This window comes from Flavobacterium sp. DG2-3 (assembly GCF_030730925.1).
Lineage (GTDB): Bacteria > Bacteroidota > Bacteroidia > Flavobacteriales > Flavobacteriaceae > Flavobacterium.
The window spans coordinates 169,453-191,464 of sequence record NZ_JAVAMB010000004.1 but is presented as its reverse complement, the minus strand read 5'-3'; the positions used below and the strand labels follow the sequence as shown (position 1 = coordinate 191,464).

16 protein-coding genes and 3 tRNA genes are annotated in these 22,012 nt (G+C 34.7%); 12 read left to right on the top strand and 7 right to left on the bottom strand.

Annotated features, from left to right (window positions below; translation table 11 throughout):
* Nucleotides 1-187 precede the first annotated feature (187 nt).
* The 7 genes from Q9Q97_RS08275 (at nucleotide 188) to Q9Q97_RS08245 (ending at nucleotide 11,339) form a co-directional block, all read left to right on the top strand.
* A complete protein-coding gene (locus Q9Q97_RS08275; RefSeq protein ID WP_306156090.1) occupies nucleotides 188-3,355 on the top strand; it encodes a TonB-dependent receptor in 3,168 nt (1,055 codons plus the stop codon).
* A gap of 11 nt (nucleotides 3,356-3,366) precedes the next feature.
* A complete protein-coding gene (locus tag Q9Q97_RS08270; protein WP_306156088.1) occupies nucleotides 3,367-4,929 on the top strand; it encodes a RagB/SusD family nutrient uptake outer membrane protein in 1,563 nt (520 codons plus the stop codon).
* A 20-nt stretch (nucleotides 4,930-4,949) separates the two neighbouring features.
* Complete coding sequence (locus Q9Q97_RS08265) at nucleotides 4,950-6,020, top strand: IPT/TIG domain-containing protein (RefSeq protein WP_306156087.1); 1,071 nt, start codon at nucleotides 4,950-4,952, stop codon at nucleotides 6,018-6,020.
* A gap of 82 nt (nucleotides 6,021-6,102) precedes the next feature.
* Complete coding sequence (locus tag Q9Q97_RS08260) at nucleotides 6,103-7,362, top strand: fasciclin domain-containing protein (RefSeq protein ID WP_306156085.1); 1,260 nt, start codon at nucleotides 6,103-6,105, stop codon at nucleotides 7,360-7,362.
* 76 nt (nucleotides 7,363-7,438) lie between these two features.
* Complete coding sequence (locus tag Q9Q97_RS08255; protein ID WP_306156084.1) at nucleotides 7,439-8,671, top strand: glycoside hydrolase family 27 protein; 1,233 nt, start codon at nucleotides 7,439-7,441, stop codon at nucleotides 8,669-8,671.
* Between the two features lie 9 nt (nucleotides 8,672-8,680).
* Nucleotides 8,681-9,643, top strand: coding sequence for a glycoside hydrolase family 5 protein (locus Q9Q97_RS08250; protein ID WP_306156083.1), 963 nt, complete (start codon nucleotides 8,681-8,683; stop codon nucleotides 9,641-9,643).
* 604 nt (nucleotides 9,644-10,247) lie between these two features.
* The gene (locus Q9Q97_RS08245; RefSeq protein ID WP_306156081.1) at nucleotides 10,248-11,339 is read left to right on the top strand and encodes an outer membrane beta-barrel protein; all 1,092 of its coding nucleotides are present in this window, start codon (nucleotides 10,248-10,250) and stop codon (nucleotides 11,337-11,339) included.
* 325 nt (nucleotides 11,340-11,664) lie between these two features.
* Here Q9Q97_RS08245 and Q9Q97_RS08240 read toward each other — a convergent pair whose 3' ends face one another.
* The 5 genes from Q9Q97_RS08240 to Q9Q97_RS08220 all read right to left on the bottom strand — a co-directional run bounded on the left by Q9Q97_RS08240 (nucleotide 11,665) and on the right by Q9Q97_RS08220 (nucleotide 17,296).
* The gene (locus tag Q9Q97_RS08240) at nucleotides 11,665-12,570 is read right to left on the bottom strand and encodes an N-acetylmuramoyl-L-alanine amidase (protein WP_306156079.1); all 906 of its coding nucleotides are present in this window, start codon (nucleotides 12,568-12,570) and stop codon (nucleotides 11,665-11,667) included.
* Between the two features lie 28 nt (nucleotides 12,571-12,598).
* Nucleotides 12,599-13,159, bottom strand: a complete 561-nt coding sequence (locus Q9Q97_RS08235; RefSeq protein WP_306156078.1) for a hypothetical protein — start codon at nucleotides 13,157-13,159, stop codon at nucleotides 12,599-12,601.
* Between the two features lie 37 nt (nucleotides 13,160-13,196).
* Nucleotides 13,197-14,510 carry a 30S ribosomal protein S12 methylthiotransferase RimO gene (gene rimO, locus Q9Q97_RS08230; protein ID WP_109194570.1) on the bottom strand — a complete coding sequence of 438 codons (1,314 nt, stop codon included), beginning with the start codon at nucleotides 14,508-14,510 and terminating at the stop codon, nucleotides 13,197-13,199.
* Between the two features lie 208 nt (nucleotides 14,511-14,718).
* The gene (locus Q9Q97_RS08225) at nucleotides 14,719-16,221 is read right to left on the bottom strand and encodes an OmpP1/FadL family transporter (RefSeq protein ID WP_306156077.1); all 1,503 of its coding nucleotides are present in this window, start codon (nucleotides 16,219-16,221) and stop codon (nucleotides 14,719-14,721) included.
* A gap of 40 nt (nucleotides 16,222-16,261) precedes the next feature.
* The gene (locus Q9Q97_RS08220; RefSeq protein ID WP_306156076.1) at nucleotides 16,262-17,296 is read right to left on the bottom strand and encodes a hypothetical protein; all 1,035 of its coding nucleotides are present in this window, start codon (nucleotides 17,294-17,296) and stop codon (nucleotides 16,262-16,264) included.
* Between the two features lie 102 nt (nucleotides 17,297-17,398).
* On the opposite strand from Q9Q97_RS08220, the gene proS reads away from it, so the two are divergent.
* From proS to rpsT, 5 genes are all read left to right on the top strand, one after another.
* A complete protein-coding gene (gene proS, locus Q9Q97_RS08215) occupies nucleotides 17,399-18,877 on the top strand; it encodes a proline--tRNA ligase (protein ID WP_306156075.1) in 1,479 nt (492 codons plus the stop codon).
* A gap of 80 nt (nucleotides 18,878-18,957) precedes the next feature.
* Nucleotides 18,958-19,029: transfer RNA gene (locus Q9Q97_RS08210), tRNA-Glu, on the top strand.
* A gap of 41 nt (nucleotides 19,030-19,070) precedes the next feature.
* Nucleotides 19,071-19,142, top strand: a tRNA-Glu gene (locus Q9Q97_RS08205).
* Between the two features lie 42 nt (nucleotides 19,143-19,184).
* Nucleotides 19,185-19,256, top strand: a tRNA-Glu gene (locus Q9Q97_RS08200).
* A 155-nt stretch (nucleotides 19,257-19,411) separates the two neighbouring features.
* The gene (rpsT, locus tag Q9Q97_RS08195) at nucleotides 19,412-19,663 is read left to right on the top strand and encodes a 30S ribosomal protein S20 (RefSeq protein ID WP_089052957.1); all 252 of its coding nucleotides are present in this window, start codon (nucleotides 19,412-19,414) and stop codon (nucleotides 19,661-19,663) included.
* Between the two features lie 169 nt (nucleotides 19,664-19,832).
* Here rpsT and Q9Q97_RS08190 read toward each other — a convergent pair whose 3' ends face one another.
* Together Q9Q97_RS08190 and Q9Q97_RS08185 are read right to left on the bottom strand one after the other, a co-directional pair.
* Nucleotides 19,833-20,240 carry a response regulator gene (locus tag Q9Q97_RS08190; RefSeq protein ID WP_306156074.1) on the bottom strand — a complete coding sequence of 136 codons (408 nt, stop codon included), beginning with the start codon at nucleotides 20,238-20,240 and terminating at the stop codon, nucleotides 19,833-19,835.
* Nucleotides 20,241-20,245: 5 nt separating this feature from the next.
* Nucleotides 20,246-21,901, bottom strand: coding sequence for a PAS domain-containing sensor histidine kinase (locus Q9Q97_RS08185; RefSeq protein WP_306156073.1), 1,656 nt, complete (start codon nucleotides 21,899-21,901; stop codon nucleotides 20,246-20,248).
* Nucleotides 21,902-22,012: the final 111 nt, after the last annotated feature.

The following is a 22,012-nucleotide window of genomic DNA, read 5'->3' as shown; positions in this document are numbered from 1 at the left end:
TATATGATTTTATTTTCATATCTGTTTTTTAAATCGATTCTAGTAAAAATATTATCATTAAATGATATAATACTATCGATTTGATAATTCTCTCTGTTATAGATTTGTTAAATAATTTTAAAGTAAAATTTACCCTGGCATTACTTTTAGATTATGCAATAAACAAATAACTAACCAAACACTTATTATGAAAAAACTAATGACTAGCTTCATTCATTGGATGGCTGACCACACGGCCGTTCCTTTGATATTATTTTTGTTACTGACTAGTAATTTTATTACGGCTCAGGTAAAGGTTTCGGGAACGGTTTCTGATGAAAAGGGACTTTCTATTCCTGGTGCTAACATAGTAGTTACAGGTACGAAAAAAACGGCTTCAACCGATTTTGATGGAAAATATTCGATCGATGCACCTGCAAATTCTACTATTACTGTTTCCTTTATTGGATATGTTGCGCAAACAATCAACGTTAAAAATGGAGGAACTGTAAACGTTATTTTGAAACTAAGCGCCGAAGATTTGCGCGAAGTTCTAGTAAACGTAGGGTATAGAAGTGTTAAGAGAAAGGATTTAACAGGAGCTATTTCTACTGTTACTTCTAAAGATTTTGCAGATTCTCCACAAGTGTCTGTAGATCAATTGTTACAAGGACGTGCTGCAGGGGTGACAGTGACAAATAATTCTGGACAGCCTGGAGGTAGTGTCTCAGTAAAAATTCGTGGAACTACTTCTATTTCAGGAACTAATGAACCATTGTATATTGTAGATGGTATTCCGATTTCGGGAGATGCTGCTAATACTGCTACCGGAGGTTCAATCGTTACAGGTTATTTGGGAACAAACACAGGAAACGTAACTTCTAGTCCTATTGCTTTCTTAAATCCTAATGATATAGAAACATTAGATATTTTGAAAGATGCTTCTGCAACTGCTATTTATGGTTCTAGAGCGTCGAATGGGGTTGTTATTATTACTACAAAAAGAGGAAAAAAAGGAGTGGGAAAAATCGCGTATGATACGTATTTCTCCATTCAAAATGTAACTCGCTTATTAGATACTATGACTTTAAGTCAATATGCTGCACAGCAAAATGCTTTGGCAGCTGTCTATGGTGTTGCTCCAAGAGATGAATTTGCTGTTCCGTCTGTTTTGGGTAACGGAACAAATTGGCAAGATGAGATTTACAAAACGGCGATAATGAATAATCATCAGATTTCGTTTTCAGGGGCAAAGGATGGTACTAACTATTACATTTCTGGAGGTTATACCAATCAGGAAGGAATTGTTATTGGATCTGGTTTTAAAAGATATAGCTTTAAAACGAATGTTGACAGTAAGCTAAAAGATTGGTTAACTGTTGGAGTGTCTATTGGTGCAGGTATAACAAATGAAGATATTACAATCAACGGTGCAAGTAACGGGATTATTAGCACGTCTATATTGTCTACTCCAGATGTTGCAGTAAAAGATACTAACGGAAATTATGCTGGTCCACCGGCTGACGGCTCTATAGGAGTTTGGATTAATCCTGTGGCTTCGGCTTTGATGAATACTAATAAGTTAATTAAAAAGAATTTTATTGGGAATTTTTACGCCAATTTTAGAATAGCAAAAGGGCTTGAATATAGATTTGATCTTGGAGGATCTACTAATATTGATAATTTCGAAGGATTTCAGCCTACTTATAAATGGGGTGCAGCGGTTAGAGAAACAAATCAGTTGACAGAGCGAGCAAACAATTGGTATCAACTTAATATTAAAAACGTTTTAACTTACAAGGTTGATGCGGGTAATCATCATTTTAATATTTTGGCAGCTCAAGAGGCTAATGATAGTCATTGGTTCGGAAACTCGCAAACCGTTTCTGGCTTGTTGAGTAATGATATTCATTCTATCAGTTTAGGAGATCCAGATACAATTGTAGCTTCAGAATATAAAGGAAGTTCTGCTTTTTACTCTTTCTTCGGAACTTTTAATTATGATTATAATAATCGTTATGGATTGCAGGTAACGATGAGAGCGGATGGAAGCTCTAATTTTGGACCAGGGCAAAAATGGGGTTACTTTCCTTCTGTTTCAGGTTATTGGAAACTTTCAAACGAAAGTTTTATGGAAGGAACTAGAGAATATATTGATAACATCAAAATTAGAGGAGGTTACGGCGAGACTGGAAACCAAAATATTGGCGGTGGCGGTTATATGAGTACGGTTCGTGCCATAAAATCGGCAATGGGTAATTTCTTTACGGTTAATAATATCGCAAATCCTGATTTGACTTGGGAAACTTCTGAACAAACCAACTTAGGTTTAGATTTTACACTTTTTAATTCAAAACTTCAGGCAACATTTGATGTGTACAGAAAACAGTCCGCAGGATTTTTGTTTGTCTTGCCATTGCCATATTATGTTACTGGTACAGATGCTTATCAAGGAGGTTTAGGAGCGCCTAGTGTAAATTTAGGAAGCTTAAGAAATCAAGGTTTTGAGATGACTTTGGATTACAATAATAAGTTTAGCAAAAACTTTAGCTGGAACTCAAAAGTAATTTTCTCTACCAATAAAAATAAACTGATGAGTTTACAGGATAATTTTGATTTAACGAAAGACGTAATGCTGAATGATTATACTAATAAAGCTGTAACCAAAACGGTAGTAGGTATGCCAGTTGGTCAGTTTTATGGCTATGAGACAGTTGGGATTATAAGAACTAACGAGCAATTGGCAAATGCACCGATTCCTTTTACAGGAAACAAAGCAGTAAAAAGCCAATTGGGAGATGTTGAATACGTAGATCAAAATAAAGACGGTCTAATTGATGACAAGGATTTAACGTACATTGGTAATCCACAGCCAAAATTTACTTACGGATTCAATAATACTTTTACATATAAAAATATTGATTTAGGAGTCTTTTTACAAGGATCTTATGGCAACAAAGTAATGAATTTGACAAGACGTGCAGGTACTAAAAACCAGCGTTTGTATGAAAATCAATTAGCAGAAGCGGCAGATTTTTGGACACCAGAAAATACAGATGCCAAATATCCTAGACCCGATGGTGGTGATGGACATCCTAATATAGCAATCTCTGATCGCTATGTAGAAGATGGTTCGTTCTTAAGAATTCAACAGGTAACTTTAGGTTATAATATGCCGTCGGATGTGATTTCAAAAGCAAGTATTAGTAAACTAAGATTCTATTTTGGTATTCAAAATCTTTACACATTTACTAAATATACAGGATATGATCCTGAGGTAGGATCTTACAATCAAGATCCGCTATTATCAGGAATTGATTCAGGGCGTTACCCAACCAATCGTAGTTTCACTTTTGGAATGAATTTAGAATTTTAATTACTACTCTTATGAAAAAATATATCAATATAAAGACCTTAGTTTTATTCTTAACACTAGGTTTGGCAACTACTTCTTGTAGCGAAGATTTTTTGGATCGCCCATCTGAAGATAGTTATAGCAGTGATCAATTTTATAATACTGATGAGCAGGTTGCAAGAACTACTTACGGAATGTATGGCGCGATGTGGGCTCCTTATTATACTAAGAACTTTTACGCATTGTCAGAACTATCATCGGGGAATTGTTTAGCGTATGCTGATGGACCAGAATTGATTCAGTTTAAATTGACATCTGACAGCCCAATTTTGCTAGATCCTTGGAGAGCTTGTTTTGCAATTGTGGCACAGTCCAATAACTTAATTAATAACATTGAAAAAAATGCTACTGCAGATGTGAGCAGGGCGGTAATTAAAAACACAATTGCTGAAGCGCATTTTTTTAGAGCGATAGCCTATTTTTATTTGGTTCGTTTGTATGGGCCTGTGCCAATTATAGAAGATAATCTGGCTTTGGCGAAAGATCCAATGGTGAATACAAACAGAATTGAAGATGTATATACCTTCATTGAAAACGATTTAAAATTTGCGGCAACAAATCTTAAAACAAAAGTGAGATCTAGATCTGCTAGTGGAGACAATATTTTTGTAACTCAAGGTTCTGCTGAAGCATTTTTAGCCAAAGTGTATTTGTATGAAAAGAAATATGCTGATTCTAAAACAATGGCTGAAAAAGTAATCAATTCTGGCGAGTTTGGTTTGGTGCCAAATTTTGCAGATTTGTTTTTGACAAGTAAAAATAACAACGAAGAATCTATCTATTCTTGGCAATGGTCTGGTGCTATAAACACTTACGGAGGAGGAAATTTTTCTAATATTCAATATGGTTTAGATATTTTAAATGATAATGCGTCTTACGGAGCTACTTATGTTCCAAGTAATGATGTTCAGGATGCTTTTGAAATTGGCGATTTAAGACGAAAAGAGTCGTTTATGATTTATGGAGATTCTTACCCTGACCTTAAAGGAGACGGTGTTGTAGGTTTTGTTATGGACAAAACAAAATATCCAGATGCATTAGGTAATACAGGAGCTGCTGTTAAGAAGTATGTTGTAGGCCAAGTTACTAGCGAGACAGGTCCGGCTGATGGATGGGGAGGAATGAATAACTGTAATTATATTATGCGTTATGCTGATCTTTTATTAATTCACGCTGAAGCAATTATGGCTGGAGCTGATGAAACTACTAATGCCGCAGCAAAAGATTCTTATAACAAAGTGAGATTTAGAGCGGGTCTTGGAATTTTAGGAGCTAATGTGCCCTTAACGAAAGCAGCATTATTTCATGAGCGTAGAGTTGAATTTGCTTTTGAAGGAGAATTTTGGTTCGATTTAGGAAGATTGCCACGTCAGGAAGCAATTAATATCATTTCTCAGCAAGATAGAGGTTTTGATTCTCAAGGGGTAATGCATTATACGCCAACTCCAACAGACTTTATTTATCCAAAACCAGACATTGAAGTTAGAAAAAATCCAAAGTTGAAAGAAGCGCCAGTTCCTTACACTTTCAAATAATTTTTTAAAAGTAAATCACTATGAAAAATATAAAAAATAAAATGGTATTGAAGTTATGTTTTTTGGCTTCGATTTCAATTTTGCTGTTCGCTTCTTGTTCAAATGATGATTCGGGAGGTTCTTCTGGAAAGCTTGAAGTAACAGGAATTAGCAAATCTGTTGTTGATGATCCTTTGGTTGAAGGAGATAGAGAAGTTGATGTTCCTACAGAAATTATCAATGCAGGAAATTATTACATCATTAGAGGGTCTGGTTTTTCGACATTAAAATCAATATCATTTAATGGGTTGGAATCTTATTTTAATCCAACATTCGTTACAGATAATGCTATTGTGGTATTGGTCGATGCAAAAACACCATACTATAATGAAATGGATGAGATGAAAATCGTTACAGGCAAAGGAACTTTGAACTATAAAATAGCGATCAGGCCTCCAAATCCTAATATTACAGGATTTCCTGTCAATTCAAATCCAGGAGATGTTATTACTATTACAGGTGAGTATTTCTTGCGCCCTAAAGTGAATTTTGGAGATACTCAAGTAGAGCCAATTTCTTCTACATTAACAGAGATTGTGGTTAAAGTTCCTGAAGGAAGTTATCTAAAAACCTTGTCAGTAACTAATGTGTCGGGAACAACAGTGGCTTCGCAAGTAATAGGTTCTGAAATTTATGATGACGCTTTCACTAATATTTGGGGCTGGCAATCTCTTTGGGATGGAACTAATGAATTTGATGCAGCTTACGCTAAAGATGTTCAGCAAGGAACTAAGTGTATTCAATGGAAAGCTGGAGAATGGGACGGATATGTTATTGGTATTAACAATTGGTCTTATCATGATACAGATAAATTCAAAGCGGTAAGATTTTGGGCTAAAGGTGAAAAAGCAGGAAAAGTAAAGTTTTTTGCCAATGGAGATGCTGAGAAGAATATTGTAATAGTTGATATCAGAACTTCTTGGACGTATGTTGAGGTGCCATATAGTTCATTGGGTAATCCAACTGAATTATCTCAAATTGGATATCAAGAATTTGGTGGCTTTGGCGGAAATGTGATCTATCTAGATGATATCGGATTGGTACTAAAATAATTGTTAGGATTCAAAAAATAGATTTCAACAAAAGTGTATTCTATTGATCTGGAACCATAATTAAAAAACTAAAAAAGAATTTATGAAAAATATATATAATAAAGTAAAACATATTGCTTTAAGTGTCTTTTTGGTTGTTGCTGCTTCTTCCTGCGATAACGAAATTGAAGATATTGGAGGAGCACAGCAAAATTACAATACAGCATATGGCTTAATTAAAGCAAATAGTAATTTAACTACGTTTACAAAAGCAATAAAATTAGCTGGTTTAGAATCGACTTTAGATACAGCTGATAATTATACTTATTTTGTTCCAAACGATGCTACTTTCGATGCTTATTTGGTAGCCAACGGTTATGTTAATGATTTAGGTTATCCAGATATAAATTTAGTTCCTGTAGAAGATTTAAAACAACTTGTTTTAAGTCATGTTATTAAAGGCGTGAAGAAAAGAGTTGCTAAACTGGATGGCGTTGAAGCTGATTATTTGCAAACAGGTGATTATGCTACAATGGCAAATGCGTTGAATCCCGATCTATATCTGTTAAGTATTAATGTAACCAATAATGTTTTAAAGGTTAATGGATCTGATAAAGAAGCGCCAGGATTAGATTATTACGGAACAAACGGTTTTGTAAATGTTTTGAGTAATGTGATAGAATTGACTCCTCCGGCGCCATCAATTACAAGCTTATCGCAAGTATTGGCTTCTCCTGGAGATGTTATTACCATTACAGGTCAAAATTTTGTAAAAGTGAAAAGCGTAAAATTCGGATCTACTGCCGCTACATTTACTACAGTGTCTAAAACAGAAATAAAGGCAACTGTTCCAGCAGACTTTGATTCTTATGCTCTTATTGTGGTAGAGACAGACTTTGGAGTTTCTGCTCCGAGCGGTATTGGTCTTAAATACTTATTATACGAAGACTCATTGAAAGGATGGGGCTGGGGCTGGGGAGGCGACATCACCTGGGAAAGCACTGAAAAAGTGAGCAGAGGAACAAATGCAATCAAAAAAGTTGCCGAAGCTTGGAGCGGACTTTTCATGCACTCAGACTTGCTTCTAAAAGCTGCAGATTATCAATTCGTTAAAATGTCTATATTCCCAACAGAAAGTACTAAAATTATGGTTACCATAAATAGTGATACGGGTGATTCTGCTAAAGGTACTACAGTTACTTTAGTGCCAGGGCAATGGAATAATATTTCAATTCCTATTTCAGCTTTGCATCCTGAGCTTTTGCCTGATGGAAATTTTGATAGTGTGTTTATTCAAGAATTTTCTGGAGGAACAATTACGCCAGCAAGTATACTTTATATTGATGATATAGGGTTTTTATAATAAGTATTGAGTTAGTTTGAAATGTTCCCTAGTTGAAAAATTAGGGAACATTTTTTAATTTTTTTAAATAGAAAAAATGAAAAAAATAATTTTAGGATGTTGTCTGAGTATCTCGAGTCTTATTTTCAGCCAAGGAAACACGCATAAACAGCAAGGAGGAAAATTTGAAGGACTTGCAATGACGCCACCAATGGGTTGGAATTCGTGGAATACTTTTGCAACTAATATTGATGAAAAATTAGTAAAAGAAACTGCTGATATCATGGTTTCTTCGGGTTTAGCTGCAGCGGGATACAATTATATTGTCTTAGATGACGGATGGATGACCCACGAACGTGATGCAAACGGTGATTTAGTGCCAGATCCAGTAAAGTTTCCAAACGGAATGAAATCGCTTATCGATTATGTGCATAGTAAAGGTTTGAAATTCGGATTATACAATTGCGCGGGAACTAAAACTTGCGCAGGTTACCCAGGAACTAGAGGTTATGAGTATCAAGATGCCCGATTTTATGCTAAATTAGGAATCGATTTTCTAAAATACGATTGGTGCAATACAGAAGGCATTACGGCAAAAGAAGCTTACGCTACAATGAGCAATGCATTAAAAACCGCAGGAAGACCAATTGTTTTCAGTCTTTGCGAATGGGGAGATAATCAGCCGTGGGAATGGGGAAAACCAATTGGAAATCTTTGGAGAATTTCTGGGGATATTTATCCTTGTTTCGATTGCGAATTCAAACATCCAGAAAATTGGTCGTCTTGGGGATTCATGAAAATTGCCGATATGCGAAAAGATATTCGTAAATATTCTGGCCCAGATCACTGGAATGATTTTGATATGATGGAAGTTGGAAACGAAATGAACGACACCGAAGATAAAACGCATTTCGCAATGTGGTGCATGCTTTCGTCCCCATTGTTTACAGGAAATGATTACCGTAAAATGTCAAAAGAAACTTTAGCCATTTTAACTAATAAAGAATTGCTTGCTGTAAATCAAGACAAACTTGGAATTCAAGGATTTAAATATGCTATTTTAGATGGAGTGGAAGTATGGGTAAAACCACTTTCTGATGGAGCGTGGGCAATCAGTTTTGTAAACAGAACCGAAGCTTCAAAAAAAGTCAATTTTGACTGGAAGAAAAACAATTTAAAAGATACCGATTTTGGTTATGAAGCTGATTTTAGTAAAACGATCTTCAAAATCAAAGATCTTTGGAAAAACAAAGAAATCGGGAATACTAAAAAAGCCTTTTCAGCAGAAATAGCTTCTCATGACGTTATTACCTTAAAATTAATCCCTTAAATTGATATTATGAAATCAAAGCTTTGGTATGCTATTGTTTTTTTGCTTCTTGTAAATGTTTCAAAAGCACAATTTGTGAAAAAACATGGTCAGTTAAGTGTCCTCGGAACCCAGCTTGTAGATAAAGACAATAATCCAATAGTGCTTCGCGGATTAAGTTTTGGCTGGCATAGCATGTGGCCGAGATTTTATAATGAAAAAGCGGTCAGTTGGTTAAAAAAAGATTTCAATTGTAATGTAGTTCGTGCCGCAATGGGAATCGAACTTGGCGAGTACTCTTATATAAAGGATCCGCAATTTTCAAAAGAGAAAATAGAAGCGGTTATAGATGGCGCTATAAAATCAGATATTTATGTGATTATAGATTGGCACAGTCATAATGTAAATCTGAAAGAAGCGAAGGAATTTTTTGCGGAGATATCTAAAAAGTATGCCAAGTACCCTAATATAATATATGAAGTGTTTAACGAGCCAGATTACGAGACTTGGTGGGAAGTAAAAAGCTACGCAGAAGAAGTTATTAAGGTTATTCGGGAGAACGATCCTAATAATATTATTTTGGTCGGCTGTCCGCATTGGGATCAGGATATCGATCTTCCAGCAGAAGATCCAATAAGAGGTTATACTAATATAATGTATACAATGCATTTTTATGCGGCCACACACGGAAAAGAATTAAGAGATAGAACCGATAGAGCTATTAAAGATGGATTACCTGTTTTTATTTCAGAATCAGCTGGAATGGAAGCTTCTGGCGACGGCCCTTTAAATTATAAAGCCTGGCAGGAATATGTGGATTGGATGGAAGCTCGAAAATTGAGCTGGATTACTTGGTCGGTTTCCGATAAAGACGAAACCTGTTCGATTCTGAAAAAATCAGCCAAATCGGAAGGGAAGTGCAAAGATGAGGACTTGAAAGAATCTGGAATTAAAGTCCGCGAATATTTAAGACAATATAATAAGGAAGAATAAATTATTTATACGTTAAAAAAAAACAGAGCCTGCTTCATTTTGGAGCAGGCTCTGTTTTTTTGTGGTTGACAATTATTGAAAAAATAGAGTAAAGAAAGGCTTAGAACTTAAGCTTTGAGAATTGAATTTTTGTAAGAATAATTTCCTGATGGAATTTCATGTTTTAGTTCTTGATTCTAATAGTGTTATTTTGAGTTAAAATTTATTTTTTGAGTGATACCCCTAAAATTTTAGGGGGTATATGTTTTTTAGTTGTAGTTAGTGGCGATTTTTTGTAGTTTTTGTCTGCTTTAATTTTTAAATACCTCTAAAATTTTTTAAAATTGACTAAAAATGTGTTGTTGAATTTTCAAAAACAAATATCGATTAATATTAAATAGTGATTATTGGCGACTTAATTTTTGTAATCCGCAATTCTTTGCCTAAAACGTCAAAAAAGCACTTTTGGATTATTCTACTCATACAAAAGTTAATAAATTCGCTAATGAAAATGATGATGATTTGAAGGCGAATAAGAGGTTTTAGAAATGACTTATACTATTAAATAGATATATAAAAGATTAACTAACCAGAATCAATTAATAACTAAAAACCAATTTAAAACATGAAAAAAGCATTTCACATTTTAGCCGCGATGTTAACAAGTTCTTTTGCCTTTGCTCAAGAAGAAGAAGCTGCAACACCTCCTGCAACCACCTGGGGAGGATCTGCAGATGCGTACTATAAATATGATTTTTCAAAACAAATGAATGGATTGACGAGCTTTACCAACTCACAGAATTCATTCGAATTAGGAATGGCGTCGATCGAAGCAGGTCATACTTTTGGAAAAGCTTCTGTTTTTGTAGACTTAGGTTTCGGAAAAAGAGCAGCAGAGTTTTCATATAATGAAACGCCAGATAAAGATGCAAGTGCAAAATTTATGATTAAACAATTATTTTTCACATATAATTTAACAGATGAATTTAAAGTAGTAGCGGGTAGTTTCGGAACCCATATCGGTTATGAAGTGCTAGATGCAGTAGATAACAAAAACTATAGTATGTCTTATGCGTTTTCTTATGGACCGTTTTTTAATACAGGGGTAAAAGCGCAATATACTTCTGGTAAATTTACGGCTATGGCAGGGATAACAAATCCGACAGATTTTAAATCGGCTATGGATGCAGGTTCTTACCAAAAAACATTCATCGGACAGTTAGGGTATATAGGAGATACAGGAAGTGCTTACTTGAATTTTACAACAGGAAGTAGCAATCCGATTCCAGGAAGTACAATTCCAGTTTCAGACGAAAATAAAACACAGTTTGATTTGGTAGCATCTAAAACGATTAGCGATTCATTTGCTTTAGGATTTAATGCAACGTATGCTAAGACGACAAACGATTTTGATAGTACTTTAGATGGAGAATGGTTTTCTTTGGTAGGATATGCTAATTACACTTTCAGTCCGTCATTGCTTTTGGCTTACAGAATGGAATATTTTGATGCTAAAGATGCGGCTCCAAGTTTAGGAACATTAACTGGATCAAACGTATTTGCTAATACTGTTTCTTTAAATTATAAAGTCGGAAAATTAACAATTATTCCTGAGCTAAGATACGATGCAGCTTCTGAAGATATATTCTTAGATAAAGATGCATTGCCAACAGGAGGAAGCTTCTACGCTTTAATTGCAACAACATACTCTTTCTAGAGATAAAGATTGATATTTTTTTTTTTTTTTTTGGAGCTGTCGAAACCTACTAATGTTTTGGCAGCTTTTTTATTTTGTTTCAGGTTTCAAGTTTCAAGTTGCACTTCAGGTTTGAATTGTTGAAATTGTTTTATTGTAGAGGCGGACCGCAGTGCGTCTCCAATACTGCATAAAAAGGATTTTTATTAATTGATGAGGATTTATATGTGTTGTTTTTGTTGTAGAGACGCACCGCATGTATCTCCTAAATTATAAAGGATTTTCCTGACGAAAAAAAAGCGTTTCTAAATTAATAGAAACGCTTTTTTATTTTATAGTTGAGGTTTTATTGAACCTGTTTTTTATATATCGAATAAATAGCATCGATTGTTTTTCTGTCTAAAACTGAAGTCGCATCAGTTTGAATATAATGCAATTTAAATGCTTGAATAGCTGAGGTTAAATTTTTGGTATTATAACCAATTATTCTTAACGCAGGTTCAATTTTAAAATCAAATGGAGCTGGTTCTAAAACTTCGTCTGGCCAGATTCCAAATCCTTTTTCTGCTAAAATCTTCCAAGGAAATAAGGCGCTTGGGTCTTGTTTTCTTCCTGGAGCGATATCAGCATGACCTAAAAAGTTTTGTGTTGGGATGTTGTAATCCTTTTTCAATTTTGTCAAAAGAGCCACTAAACTGCTGATTTGTGCTTCAGTAAAAGGTTTAAAACCATTATTATCCAATTCAATCCCAATAGAGCAAGAATTTAAATCTGTAACCTTTCCCCAAGTAGAATTTCCAGCATGCCATGCTCTTAAATAATCATTAAGCATCTGTACAACTTTTCCGTTTTCAGAAATGACGTAGTGAGCGCTTACTTGAGTTTTTGTTTTTGTAAAAGTATTTATCGTCTGTTGCAGAGAATCCTGCGCTGTATGATGAATAATTACAAAGCTAGGTTTTCTTAAATTAAAATTTACCGTACCAACCCATTCGGTATTTATTCCATTTACTAAATAAGTAGAACCTGTTTTTGATAAAGTATCTTTTACGATTCCCAGTTGCTGAGCATAAGAAGTGTCAATTGCTAAAGGTGGAACTGGAGGAATTGGTTTTGCTTCTTTGCTTGTAATTTGATTTTCTAAATTTTTCAGCTGCTGGTCGTAAGCTTTTTCAGTATTCTTGTACGGATTTGTCGAACAAGCACTGACTATAATTGCTAAAGTCAGATAACAAAAAAGTTTTTTTGTCATAATTCGTTGTTTTATAAGTTAATAACGATTATTCTGAAATTTTCGTATCTGGAGCGTCTTTTACTTCTTTGGTATCTTTATTAGAGTCTTTGTCTTTTTTCTTTTTAGATTTGGGTTTCTTAACTTCTTTTAAGGTATTCATAAAAGTTTTGTACTTTTCAACCTGATCAGGATTTAAGAAAGCGGTAATTTTTTTATCAGTGCTCTCTCTTAGGGCTTTAATCTGCTCAATTTTCTGATCTTGACTGCTGCTTTCGTTTTTTAACAAAATCCCTTGCTCTCTTACGCTGTCAGCTAAAACATTTGTAATTGCGATAGCTTGTAACTCGTCAAGATTTACCTGAGGCTTCATTTGTTCTACAATCATTCCAGCAGTTTCTTCAGGAGGAGTTTCTTTAGGTTTGCTTTGCGAACCTTGTTGTCCTGCGCCGGCCATCATGCTTCTGTCCATGCCCATTCCGCCGCCTCTTCCATAACCGCCGCCATATCCGTTATTGTAACCGCCATAACCGCCACCATATTGGGCTGATGCCAAATTGAAACAGCACAAAGTGAAAATCAAAAGAAAAAATATGTTCGTAGGTTTCATAATAGTTTATCTAAATTGATAATAGTTTACCGTAAATTTAAGCAGGTTCGCCGTATAAATCAAATTCTGTTGCTTCAATTATTTTTATATTAACAAATTCTCCGGTTTTAACATAATGCTTAGAAGCATCAATTAGAACTTCGTTGTCAACATCTGGGCTGTCAAATTCTGTACGTCCTACAAAATGAGCACCTTCTTTTCTGTCAATGATACATCTGAAAACTTTCCCCACTTTTTCTTGGTTTAAGTCCCAAGAAATTTGAGATTGAAGCTCCATAATTTCATTTGCTCTTGCTTGTTTTACATCATCTGGAACGTTGTCTTCCAATAAATAAGCATGAGTGTTTTCTTCATGAGAATAAGCAAAACATCCCATTCTGTCAAATTTCATTTCTTGAACAAAATCTTTCAAAATTTCAAAATCTTCCTGAGTTTCACCTGGATAACCCACAATTAAAGTAGTTCTAATTGCCATTCCTGGAACAGCAGCACGGAAATCTTTTAATAATTGAGTTGTTTTAGCCTGAGTTGTACCACGACGCATTGATTTCAAGATAGAATCTGAAATGTGCTGTAATGGAATATCAATATAATTACAGATTTTCGGTTCGCGTTTCATTAATTCCAAAACATCCATTGGGAAACCAGTTGGGTAAGCATAATGCAAACGAATCCATTCAATTCCTTCAACAGCTGCTAAAGCTTCTAGAAGTTCTGCAAGATTTCTTTTTTTATAAAGATCAAGTCCGTAATACGTTAAATCCTGAGCAATTAAGATTAATTCCTTAACGCCATTTTTAGCAAGACCTTGAGCTTCTTTAACTAATTTTTCAATTGGCTGAGAAACGTGAGAACCTCTCATTAAAGGAATCGCGCAAAAACTGCAAGGTCTGTCGCATCCTTCTGCAATTTTAAGGTAAGCATAATTTTTTGGAGTTGTAGTTAAACGCTCTCCAAGTAATTCATGTTTATAATCTGCTCCAAGAGCTTTTAATAATTGAGGTAATTCTGTTGTTCCAAAATATTGGTCAACGTTCGGAATTTCTTTTTCTAAATCTGGTCTGTAGCGCTCAGATAAACATCCAGTTACAAAAACTTTATCTACAAGTCCCCTGTCTTTTTTATCTGCATATTCCAAAATCATATTTACCGATTCTGCTTTTGCATTATCAATAAATCCGCAAGTGTTGATTACAATAATGTTTCCTTCTTTTTCTGCAGGAGCTTCATGTTCAACCTCTTTTCCATTCGCACGCAGCTGACCCATAAGGACTTCACTGTCATAAACATTTTTTGAACACCCAAGAGTGATTACGTTAATTTTGTTCTTTTTTAAAGACTTGGTTCTCATACTTTTATAAATTGGAGTGCAAAATTACACTTTTTTTATTCAAACCACACTAGTTTGCAGTTTGTTTTAGCTGTTTTTTATGAAGTTGCCTGAGCTTTCGGGCTTTCAAATCTTGAATTACGTTTTGAGAATTAGATTTTTTAAGGCTAAAAAAAATCCGTCAAGTAAAACCTGACGGAAATTTTCAATCATTTATTTTGATTTTTAATTACAATTCGAATAATAAAGTCATAGTGACATTGTTTAATTTAGACTTGATTTCAGCTCCATCTGTAAATCCTCTTGAGAAAAAACCTTGATTTGATTTTCTTTCTAAATAAGAGTAAGCTAAATCTAATTTGGTAGCACCAAAACTATAACCTAAACCAGCAGAATAACTGTTTAATTCTCCAACAGTAATTCCATTTTTGTACGGACTTCCTTCATAACGGTATCCGCCTCTTAAACTTAATTGTTTGATTTTGTATTCACCACCAATTCGAAGCTCGCCTGTGCTAGTTAAAGTATTGCTGATGTCGCTGTTTATTTCTCTAAAACCAGCGTCGTTTGTAGGTTTGAATTTACTGTTTCCGTAGTTTCTGATGCCATAATCAATGCTTAATAAACCTGATTTTCCAAATACGTATGCAGCGCTAAAAGTCCATTTGTCTGGAGTTTGTAAAGTGTAAGATTCGTAAACATTTATAACATTAGGATTTACATTAGCGTTTAATGCAGGTCCTCCGTCAGCTTGCCTAGTTGTGTATATACTTTGAGAAGTTTCGTCGTACAGCTCGTACCAAGTGTTTGATTCGTAAGCAACACCAAGTCTAAAATTGTCGGTTACTTTTCCTATTGCTCCAAGCTGGAAAGAAAAACCATTTCCATAAGTATAAAGTTCATTGTTGAAACGTAAGTTTGAAATCGTTTCATATGGCTGTAATGGATTGTCATTGTCTTCGTAGAAGCTTGTTGTTCTTCTGTAGTCTGTCACGTGAACGTTTAAATTGGCTCCAAAGTACAATTTGTCTTTATATGAAGTTGCGATATTGAAACCTAATTTGCTATTGTAGCCTCTAGTGTAAACTTCGTTTTCTTGATAGTAATTTCCGCCAGCAGGAACATTACTTATATATTCTGTATTGTTTGGGTCAAGAGCAGCTGGGTCAATTACATGTCCCCAATATCCCATGTAGGCTTGCTGTTCTCTATAATTTAAATCTCTATAATCTAAGCCGTCAATATCTTGTAAGCGGATCCCGTTTGCATAATCTAAAAAGTAGCCATCTACAGAATTAGTAGGATTTGTTCCAGCTGAAAAAACTTGATTGTCAAAATTATTAGTGTTTTCGTAAGTTGCACCAATTGCGATTTTATTCCAGCCGTTGTTTGGGTTATTGTCTTTAAATACAAATACACCACCAGCTTGATTTAAAATAAAAGAGTTTTCTTTATCAGAAGTTTGAGTGCCAAAGTAATTAGAGTTATTTTTCACATTCTGATTACTAAAAGTTACTCCAACTTGGTTGCTGTTGAAAATGGCAGATCCAGCAGGGTTAACACTCAAGGCAGATATATCTCCTCCAACAGCTCCAAAGGCACCGCTCATTGCTCTATAACGTGCAGTTCCGGTAAGATTTTCTTGTGAATAACGCAAAGCATCTGAAACTTCTTGTGAATATGACGCGCTGACAGTTAGTCCTGTTATAAATAGGAAAAGTATTTTTTTCATTTTGATAAGTTTAAATTAGAATTTTAGTGGGCTGAAAAAATTATCTTCTTCCTCCACCGCCACCGCCAGATCTCATTCCGCCGCCGCCACCGCCAGATGATCTCATACTTCCGCCTCCGCCACTGCTGTTCATTGAACGAGAAGGGCTGCTGGGAGTGTAGCTTCTTGACGAACCGCTATTGCTGCTTGGTGTGTAGCTTCTGTTTGTTGTTGTGTTTCCGCTATTGTTGTATGACCTTCTGTTGCTATAGGTACCGTTGCTATAGTTAGAGTTTGAATTGCTTCTGTTGGTAAAAGTAGGACTTGTTGTTCTGCCGTTTACATTAGAGCTTCTTCTGAAATCTGTATAACCGTTAGATGATCTATTTGTGGTGTAATTTCTGTTAGTTGTATAGCTTCCTCTGTTTGTGGTGTAATTTCCTCTATTGGTAGTGTAGTTTCTATTAGTTGTATAATTTCTGTTGGTCGCATAGCCTCTGCCAGAAGAGTAATTTCTGTTGTAAGCGTAGTTGCGGTCTCCGTAATAGCCAGCAGAACCTCTTCTTCCGTAAGAATAGCTATAGTTGTTGTAGCCGTAGTAGCCACCTCCCCAATATCCTGGATAGCCCCAGCCTGGTCCCCAATATCCTGGGTATCCCCAACCATAATATGGGTATCCCCATCCCCAGTAGCCTCCATAACCCCATCCGTAATATGGATAACCCATTCCGAATCCGAATGACCATGATGGAGTAGAGTAAAGGTTTACAGAAACTTCAGAACTGCTACTTCCCCATGCAGGATAACCTACAGAAGCAGTTTGCGTGCTGTCGTTTTCAGAATAATTAGTATAGTTATCAACGTCAGTAAATATTTCAGTTGGCTGATCATCGTCTTGAAGCGATCTGAAATATTCTTTGTATTGGTTGTTTGTTCCGGTTTGTACATATTTTACTGATGTACCACCACCATAAACGCCATCATTATCATAATAAGATGAATTTTGGTAAGAACCACATGATGTAAGCAATAAACTCAGTAATCCAATTAAGTAAAAATGATTAGAGTTTTGGCGGAGTGAAAGGTAAGTTTTCATATCTGTGGTGTTTTTTATTGTTGCACATTACAAAATTAGTTAGTTTTGTCAAACTATTTAGTTAAAATTGTATAAAACAAAATTTGTGCCAAAATATATAATATGAGTAAGAACCTCACTACAAGATCAGAAGATTATTCGAAATGGTATAACGAACTGGTTGTTAAGGCAGATCTAGCTGAAAATTCAGGAGTTAGAGGCTGTATGGTAATAAAACCATACGGATATGCTATTTGGGAAAAAATGCAAGCTGAGTTAGATCGTATGTTCAAAGAAACTGGACATCAAAATGCTTATTTTCCTTTGTTTGTGCCGAAAAGCATGTTTGAGGCGGAGGAGAAGAATGCTGAGGGATTTGCAAAAGAATGTGCGGTAGTAACGCATTACAGATTAAAAAATGATGAGGAGAGACCAGGGAAATTAATGGTTGATCCAAATGCAAGATTAGAGGAGGAGCTTATCGTTCGTCCAACAAGTGAAGCAATTATCTGGTCTACATATAAAGGATGGGTGCAGTCTTACAGAGATTTACCTTTATTAATTAATCAATGGGCAAATGTGGTTCGATGGGAAATGCGTACGCGTTTGTTCTTGAGAACTGCTGAGTTTTTATGGCAGGAAGGGCATACGGCTCACGCAACAAAAGATGAGGCAATTGAAGAATCAGAAAAAATGATGAACGTTTATGCTGATTTTGCTGAAAATTTTATGGCAATTCCAGTAGTAAAAGGCTTTAAAACCGAGACAGAACGTTTTGCCGGAGCAGATGAAACCTATTGCATTGAGGCATTGATGCAAGACGGAAAGGCGTTGCAAGCTGGTACATCTCACTTTTTAGGGCAAAACTTTGCAAAAGCATTTGACGTTAAGTTTGCTAATGCTGAAGGAAAACAAGAACATGTTTGGGGAACTTCTTGGGGAGTATCTACTCGTTTAATGGGTGCGCTTATCATGACGCATTCTGATGACCAAGGGTTAGTATTGCCTCCAAATTTAGCTCCAATACAAGTAGTAATTGTTCCTATATATAAGACTGATGAACAATTGGCTCAAATTTCAGAAGCGGTTAAGGACTTAACGGCTAAATTGAGAAAATTAAAAATCACAGTTAAATTTGATGATAGAACAACTCAAAAGCCAGGATTTAAATTTGCAGAATGGGAATTGAAAGGAGTTCCTGTTCGAATTGCTGTTGGTCCAAAAGATTTAGAAAACGGAACTTTTGAGGTGGCAAGAAGAGATAATTTGACAAAAGAAGTGGTTGCTGGCGAAAAAATCGTTGAACACGTAAATGATCTTTTAGAGCAGATTCAAACTGATTTATTTGCAAAAGCATTAGATTATCGCAATACTCATATTACGGAAGTAAATAGTTTTGAGGAATTTAAAGAAGTTTTAGAAGGAAAAGGAGGCTTTTTGTCTGCTCACTGGGACGGAACTGCTGAGACAGAAGAAAAGATAAAAGAGTTGACAAAAGCGACTATTCGTTGCATTCCTTTGGATGCTGTTGAAGAGGCGGGAACCTGTGTGTTTACTGGGAAACCTTCTTCTAAAAGAGTGTTTTTTGCTAAGGCATATTAAAAAAAAATATTTTTTTTTGTATCAACTATTGTGCAACTAAAAAATAGATGTATCTTTGCATCCGCATTAGAGAAATACACGGTCCGTTCGTCTATCGGTTAGGACGCCAGGTTTTCATCCTGGTAAGGGGGGTTCGATTCCCCCACGGACTACTTTTTTTTCTGCAATTTTAAGTTCTTTAACTTGATATAATGGTCCGTTCGTCTATCGGTTAGGACGCCAGGTTTTCATCCTGGTAAGGGGGGTTCGATTCCCCCACGGACTACAACTTCAATTTTATTTAAATTGAAGGTAACTTAGAAGAAACGGTCTGTTCGTCTAGGGGTTAGGACTCCAGGCTTTCGTCCTGGTAACAGGGGTTCGATTCCCTTACAGACTACAAAATTAGTTGTAAATAAGTTTTGTAAAATAAAGATTGGTGTCTCGGTTTTTATTTTATTAGTTAAAACCAAAGTGATTGTTTTTATAATTGTGGGAGGTTTTTCTTTTTTAACTAGTATTTATAATAATTATTACATCTAAAATTAAAAGAAAATGGCAAATCATAAGTCAGCATTAAAAAGAATCAGAAGTAACGAAAAAAGAAGAGTTCTTAACAGATATCAGCACAAAACTACTCGTAACGCTATCAAAGCTTTAAGATTAGCTACTGATAAATCTGATGCTACTGCAAAATTATCAACTGTAATCTCTATGATTGATAAATTAGCTAAAAAGAACATCATTCATGACAATAAAGCTTCTAACTTGAAGTCTAAGTTAACTAAACATGTTGCTAAATTGTAATTAATACAATTGTTAGATATACAAAAGTCCTCTTTTTAGAGGACTTTTTTGTTATAGATGGAAATGAAATTCCAATAAAAAAATTCCAAATTCCAATTTTTGTAAAGTTGGAATTTGGAATTTTTTTATTGAGAATTTAAAAAATTTTGGAATTTGGAATTTTCAGAACTTATAAATCTATTTTCTTTTTAAGGTATTCCAGCATTGGCAGTGTAATAGGTTTTGAAAGAAAATCTATTATAATAGGATATTTTTTTGCCTTAGCAAGATCTTCAGGGTCAATAGTTGAAGATAGTACGATTACAGGAACAGTATTAAATTCTTTATAATCTGGAGAGGTAAAATGATCTAAAAACTCCCATCCGCCCATAATAGGCATGTTTAAATCTAAAAAAATTAATTCGGGTCTTATTTTTGCTTTATCGTTGGTGTACTTTAATACATTGAAATGATGAAGAGCTTCTTCGCCGTTTTGAGCTGTAATAACTTCATGAGAAAATGAAGATTTTGAAATTACTTTTTTGCATAACATCAATGTGATAGGGTCATCATCAATGCATAAAATCTGCTCAAGCATAATAATTAATTTTTAAATGTTATGGTAAATGTAGTTCCTTTATTGACCTCGCTGTCGATAGAGATTGTGCCGCCCATCGTTTCTACCTGAGATTTTACAAGATATAATCCTAATCCTTTGCTGTCAGGGTAATTGTGGAATCTTTGATAAAGTCCGAATACTTTATCGCGATTTCTTTCCAAGTCAATTCCGATTCCGTTGTCCTTAAAGGTTAAAATTGTTTTTTGTTCTATTTGCTCGGCTGTTATAGATATTTTTAGTTTTCTGTTTTCTGATTTGTATTTTATAGAATTGGTAAGCAGATTTAATAATATACTTTCAATATAAGCTTTGTTGGTAATAAGTTCTGGGACTTTATCAAATTTAAGCTTAATTATTGGTTTGTGTAATTCAATTTGAAAGGAAAGCTGGCTAAAAACATTTTCAAAAACCTCTTTTAAAGATACTTCTTCTTTTTGCATAGAAGGATTGTCTTTAATAATAATAACTTTTACTAAATCGTTGATGGTTTCGTTTAGCAAGTGAGTCGATTTTGTAAATCCGGCTAAAATTTCTTGAAGTTCTTCATTTTCTATCGGAATGTCTTCTATCAAATTTAACAAACCGATTAAATTAGAAAGCGGCGCTCTAAGATTGTGTGAAGTGATGTAAGAGAATTGCTTTAAGTCTTTGTTGTTTTGTGTCAGTTCTCGAATAAGATGTTCTTTTTCTGTTTCGAGTTTTTTCTCATCTGTAATATCGCGCTGTATAGAAATCCAGTGCGAAATTACTCCTTCATTGTTAAAAATCGGAATCATAGAAAAACGTACCCAATATTCTTCTTTATTTTTGGTATATGTAATGGTTTCTATGAGACATTCTTCCTCATTTTTTATGGCTCTTAAAAGTTTTTTTAATTCATCAGAATCAGATTTTGGCCCTTTAAAAATGTTTGGGGATTTTCCTATAATTTCATTGGATTGATAACCTGACATTTGAGAAAAAGCAGGATTCACATAAACTATTTTTGGTATTCTTCTTTCTGATGAATTGGCTTCGGTAATTAAAATAGAATCTTTAGATTGAGTAATTACTGTTTCTAAAAGTTTTAATCGCTGTTCTTCTTCTTTTTGTTTTGTAATATCCTGAATTGCACCAATCATTCTGATGGCTCTTCCGTTTTCATCTTTTAATAAAAAACCTCGGTCCAAAACATATTTATACGAACCATCTGCACATCTAAAACGGTACTGATCTTGCCATTTTTCGGTTTTTTGTTCTATAAAAGAGTATAATTTTATGGACATTCGGATGCTGTCTTCCGGATGAATTTTATCAAACCACCATTTAGAAGTTTTGCCTACTTCTTTTGGGTCATAACCAAAAACACCTTCAATTCCTTTGTTCCAATTAATGCTATCCTCTTGAATTTTCCAGTCCCAAATGGTATCGCTTGTTGCTTTTGCTACAATGTCGTACTTCTCATTTGACTCTTCTATTTCTTCGTTAGTTTTGTTTAACTTTTCAAAGATGGTGATGTTTCTTTTTTCGTTTTTTGAAAGAATAAAACTGAAAACTAGGCCAGTAATTAAAATAAAAGCAATGTCTTTTAATAAAGAAAGAAAAAGATATTCTGAAGAAGAAAAGTAGGTTGTGAGTAATTTATGACATATCACTGCCATAATTATCGAGATGATTATATAAATAAGAGTAATTTGGAGAGTTTTACTTTTCATCACCTCAAATATAGTTAATTTAACTATAACTAAACGTATGTTAATGCCATTTTGAAA

What these genes read in the sequence shown, in the direction of transcription:
- Q9Q97_RS08265 (WP_306156087.1), top strand. Translation starts at nt 4,950, where the DNA reads ATGAAAAATATAAAAAATAAAATGGTATTGAAGTTATGTTTTTTGGCT.
- Q9Q97_RS08240 (WP_306156079.1), bottom strand. Translation starts at nt 12,570, where the DNA reads ATGACAAAAAAACTTTTTTGTTATCTGACTTTAGCAATTATAGTCAGT.
- Q9Q97_RS08255 (WP_306156084.1), top strand. Translation starts at nt 7,439, where the DNA reads ATGAAAAAAATAATTTTAGGATGTTGTCTGAGTATCTCGAGTCTTATT.
- Q9Q97_RS08270 (WP_306156088.1), top strand. Translation starts at nt 3,367, where the DNA reads ATGAAAAAATATATCAATATAAAGACCTTAGTTTTATTCTTAACACTA.
- Q9Q97_RS08250 (WP_306156083.1), top strand. Translation starts at nt 8,681, where the DNA reads ATGAAATCAAAGCTTTGGTATGCTATTGTTTTTTTGCTTCTTGTAAAT.
- Q9Q97_RS08275 (WP_306156090.1), top strand. Translation starts at nt 188, where the DNA reads ATGAAAAAACTAATGACTAGCTTCATTCATTGGATGGCTGACCACACG.
- Q9Q97_RS08185 (WP_306156073.1), bottom strand. Translation starts at nt 21,901, where the DNA reads ATGGCAGTGATATGTCATAAATTACTCACAACCTACTTTTCTTCTTCA.
- rpsT (WP_089052957.1), top strand. Translation starts at nt 19,412, where the DNA reads ATGGCAAATCATAAGTCAGCATTAAAAAGAATCAGAAGTAACGAAAAA.
- Q9Q97_RS08190 (WP_306156074.1), bottom strand. Translation starts at nt 20,240, where the DNA reads ATGCTTGAGCAGATTTTATGCATTGATGATGACCCTATCACATTGATG.
- Q9Q97_RS08260 (WP_306156085.1), top strand. Translation starts at nt 6,103, where the DNA reads ATGAAAAATATATATAATAAAGTAAAACATATTGCTTTAAGTGTCTTT.
- proS (WP_306156075.1), top strand. Translation starts at nt 17,399, where the DNA reads ATGAGTAAGAACCTCACTACAAGATCAGAAGATTATTCGAAATGGTAT.
- Q9Q97_RS08220 (WP_306156076.1), bottom strand. Translation starts at nt 17,296, where the DNA reads ATGAAAACTTACCTTTCACTCCGCCAAAACTCTAATCATTTTTACTTA.
- rimO (WP_109194570.1), bottom strand. Translation starts at nt 14,510, where the DNA reads ATGAGAACCAAGTCTTTAAAAAAGAACAAAATTAACGTAATCACTCTT.
- Q9Q97_RS08225 (WP_306156077.1), bottom strand. Translation starts at nt 16,221, where the DNA reads ATGAAAAAAATACTTTTCCTATTTATAACAGGACTAACTGTCAGCGCG.
- Q9Q97_RS08245 (WP_306156081.1), top strand. Translation starts at nt 10,248, where the DNA reads ATGAAAAAAGCATTTCACATTTTAGCCGCGATGTTAACAAGTTCTTTT.
- Q9Q97_RS08235 (WP_306156078.1), bottom strand. Translation starts at nt 13,159, where the DNA reads ATGAAACCTACGAACATATTTTTTCTTTTGATTTTCACTTTGTGCTGT.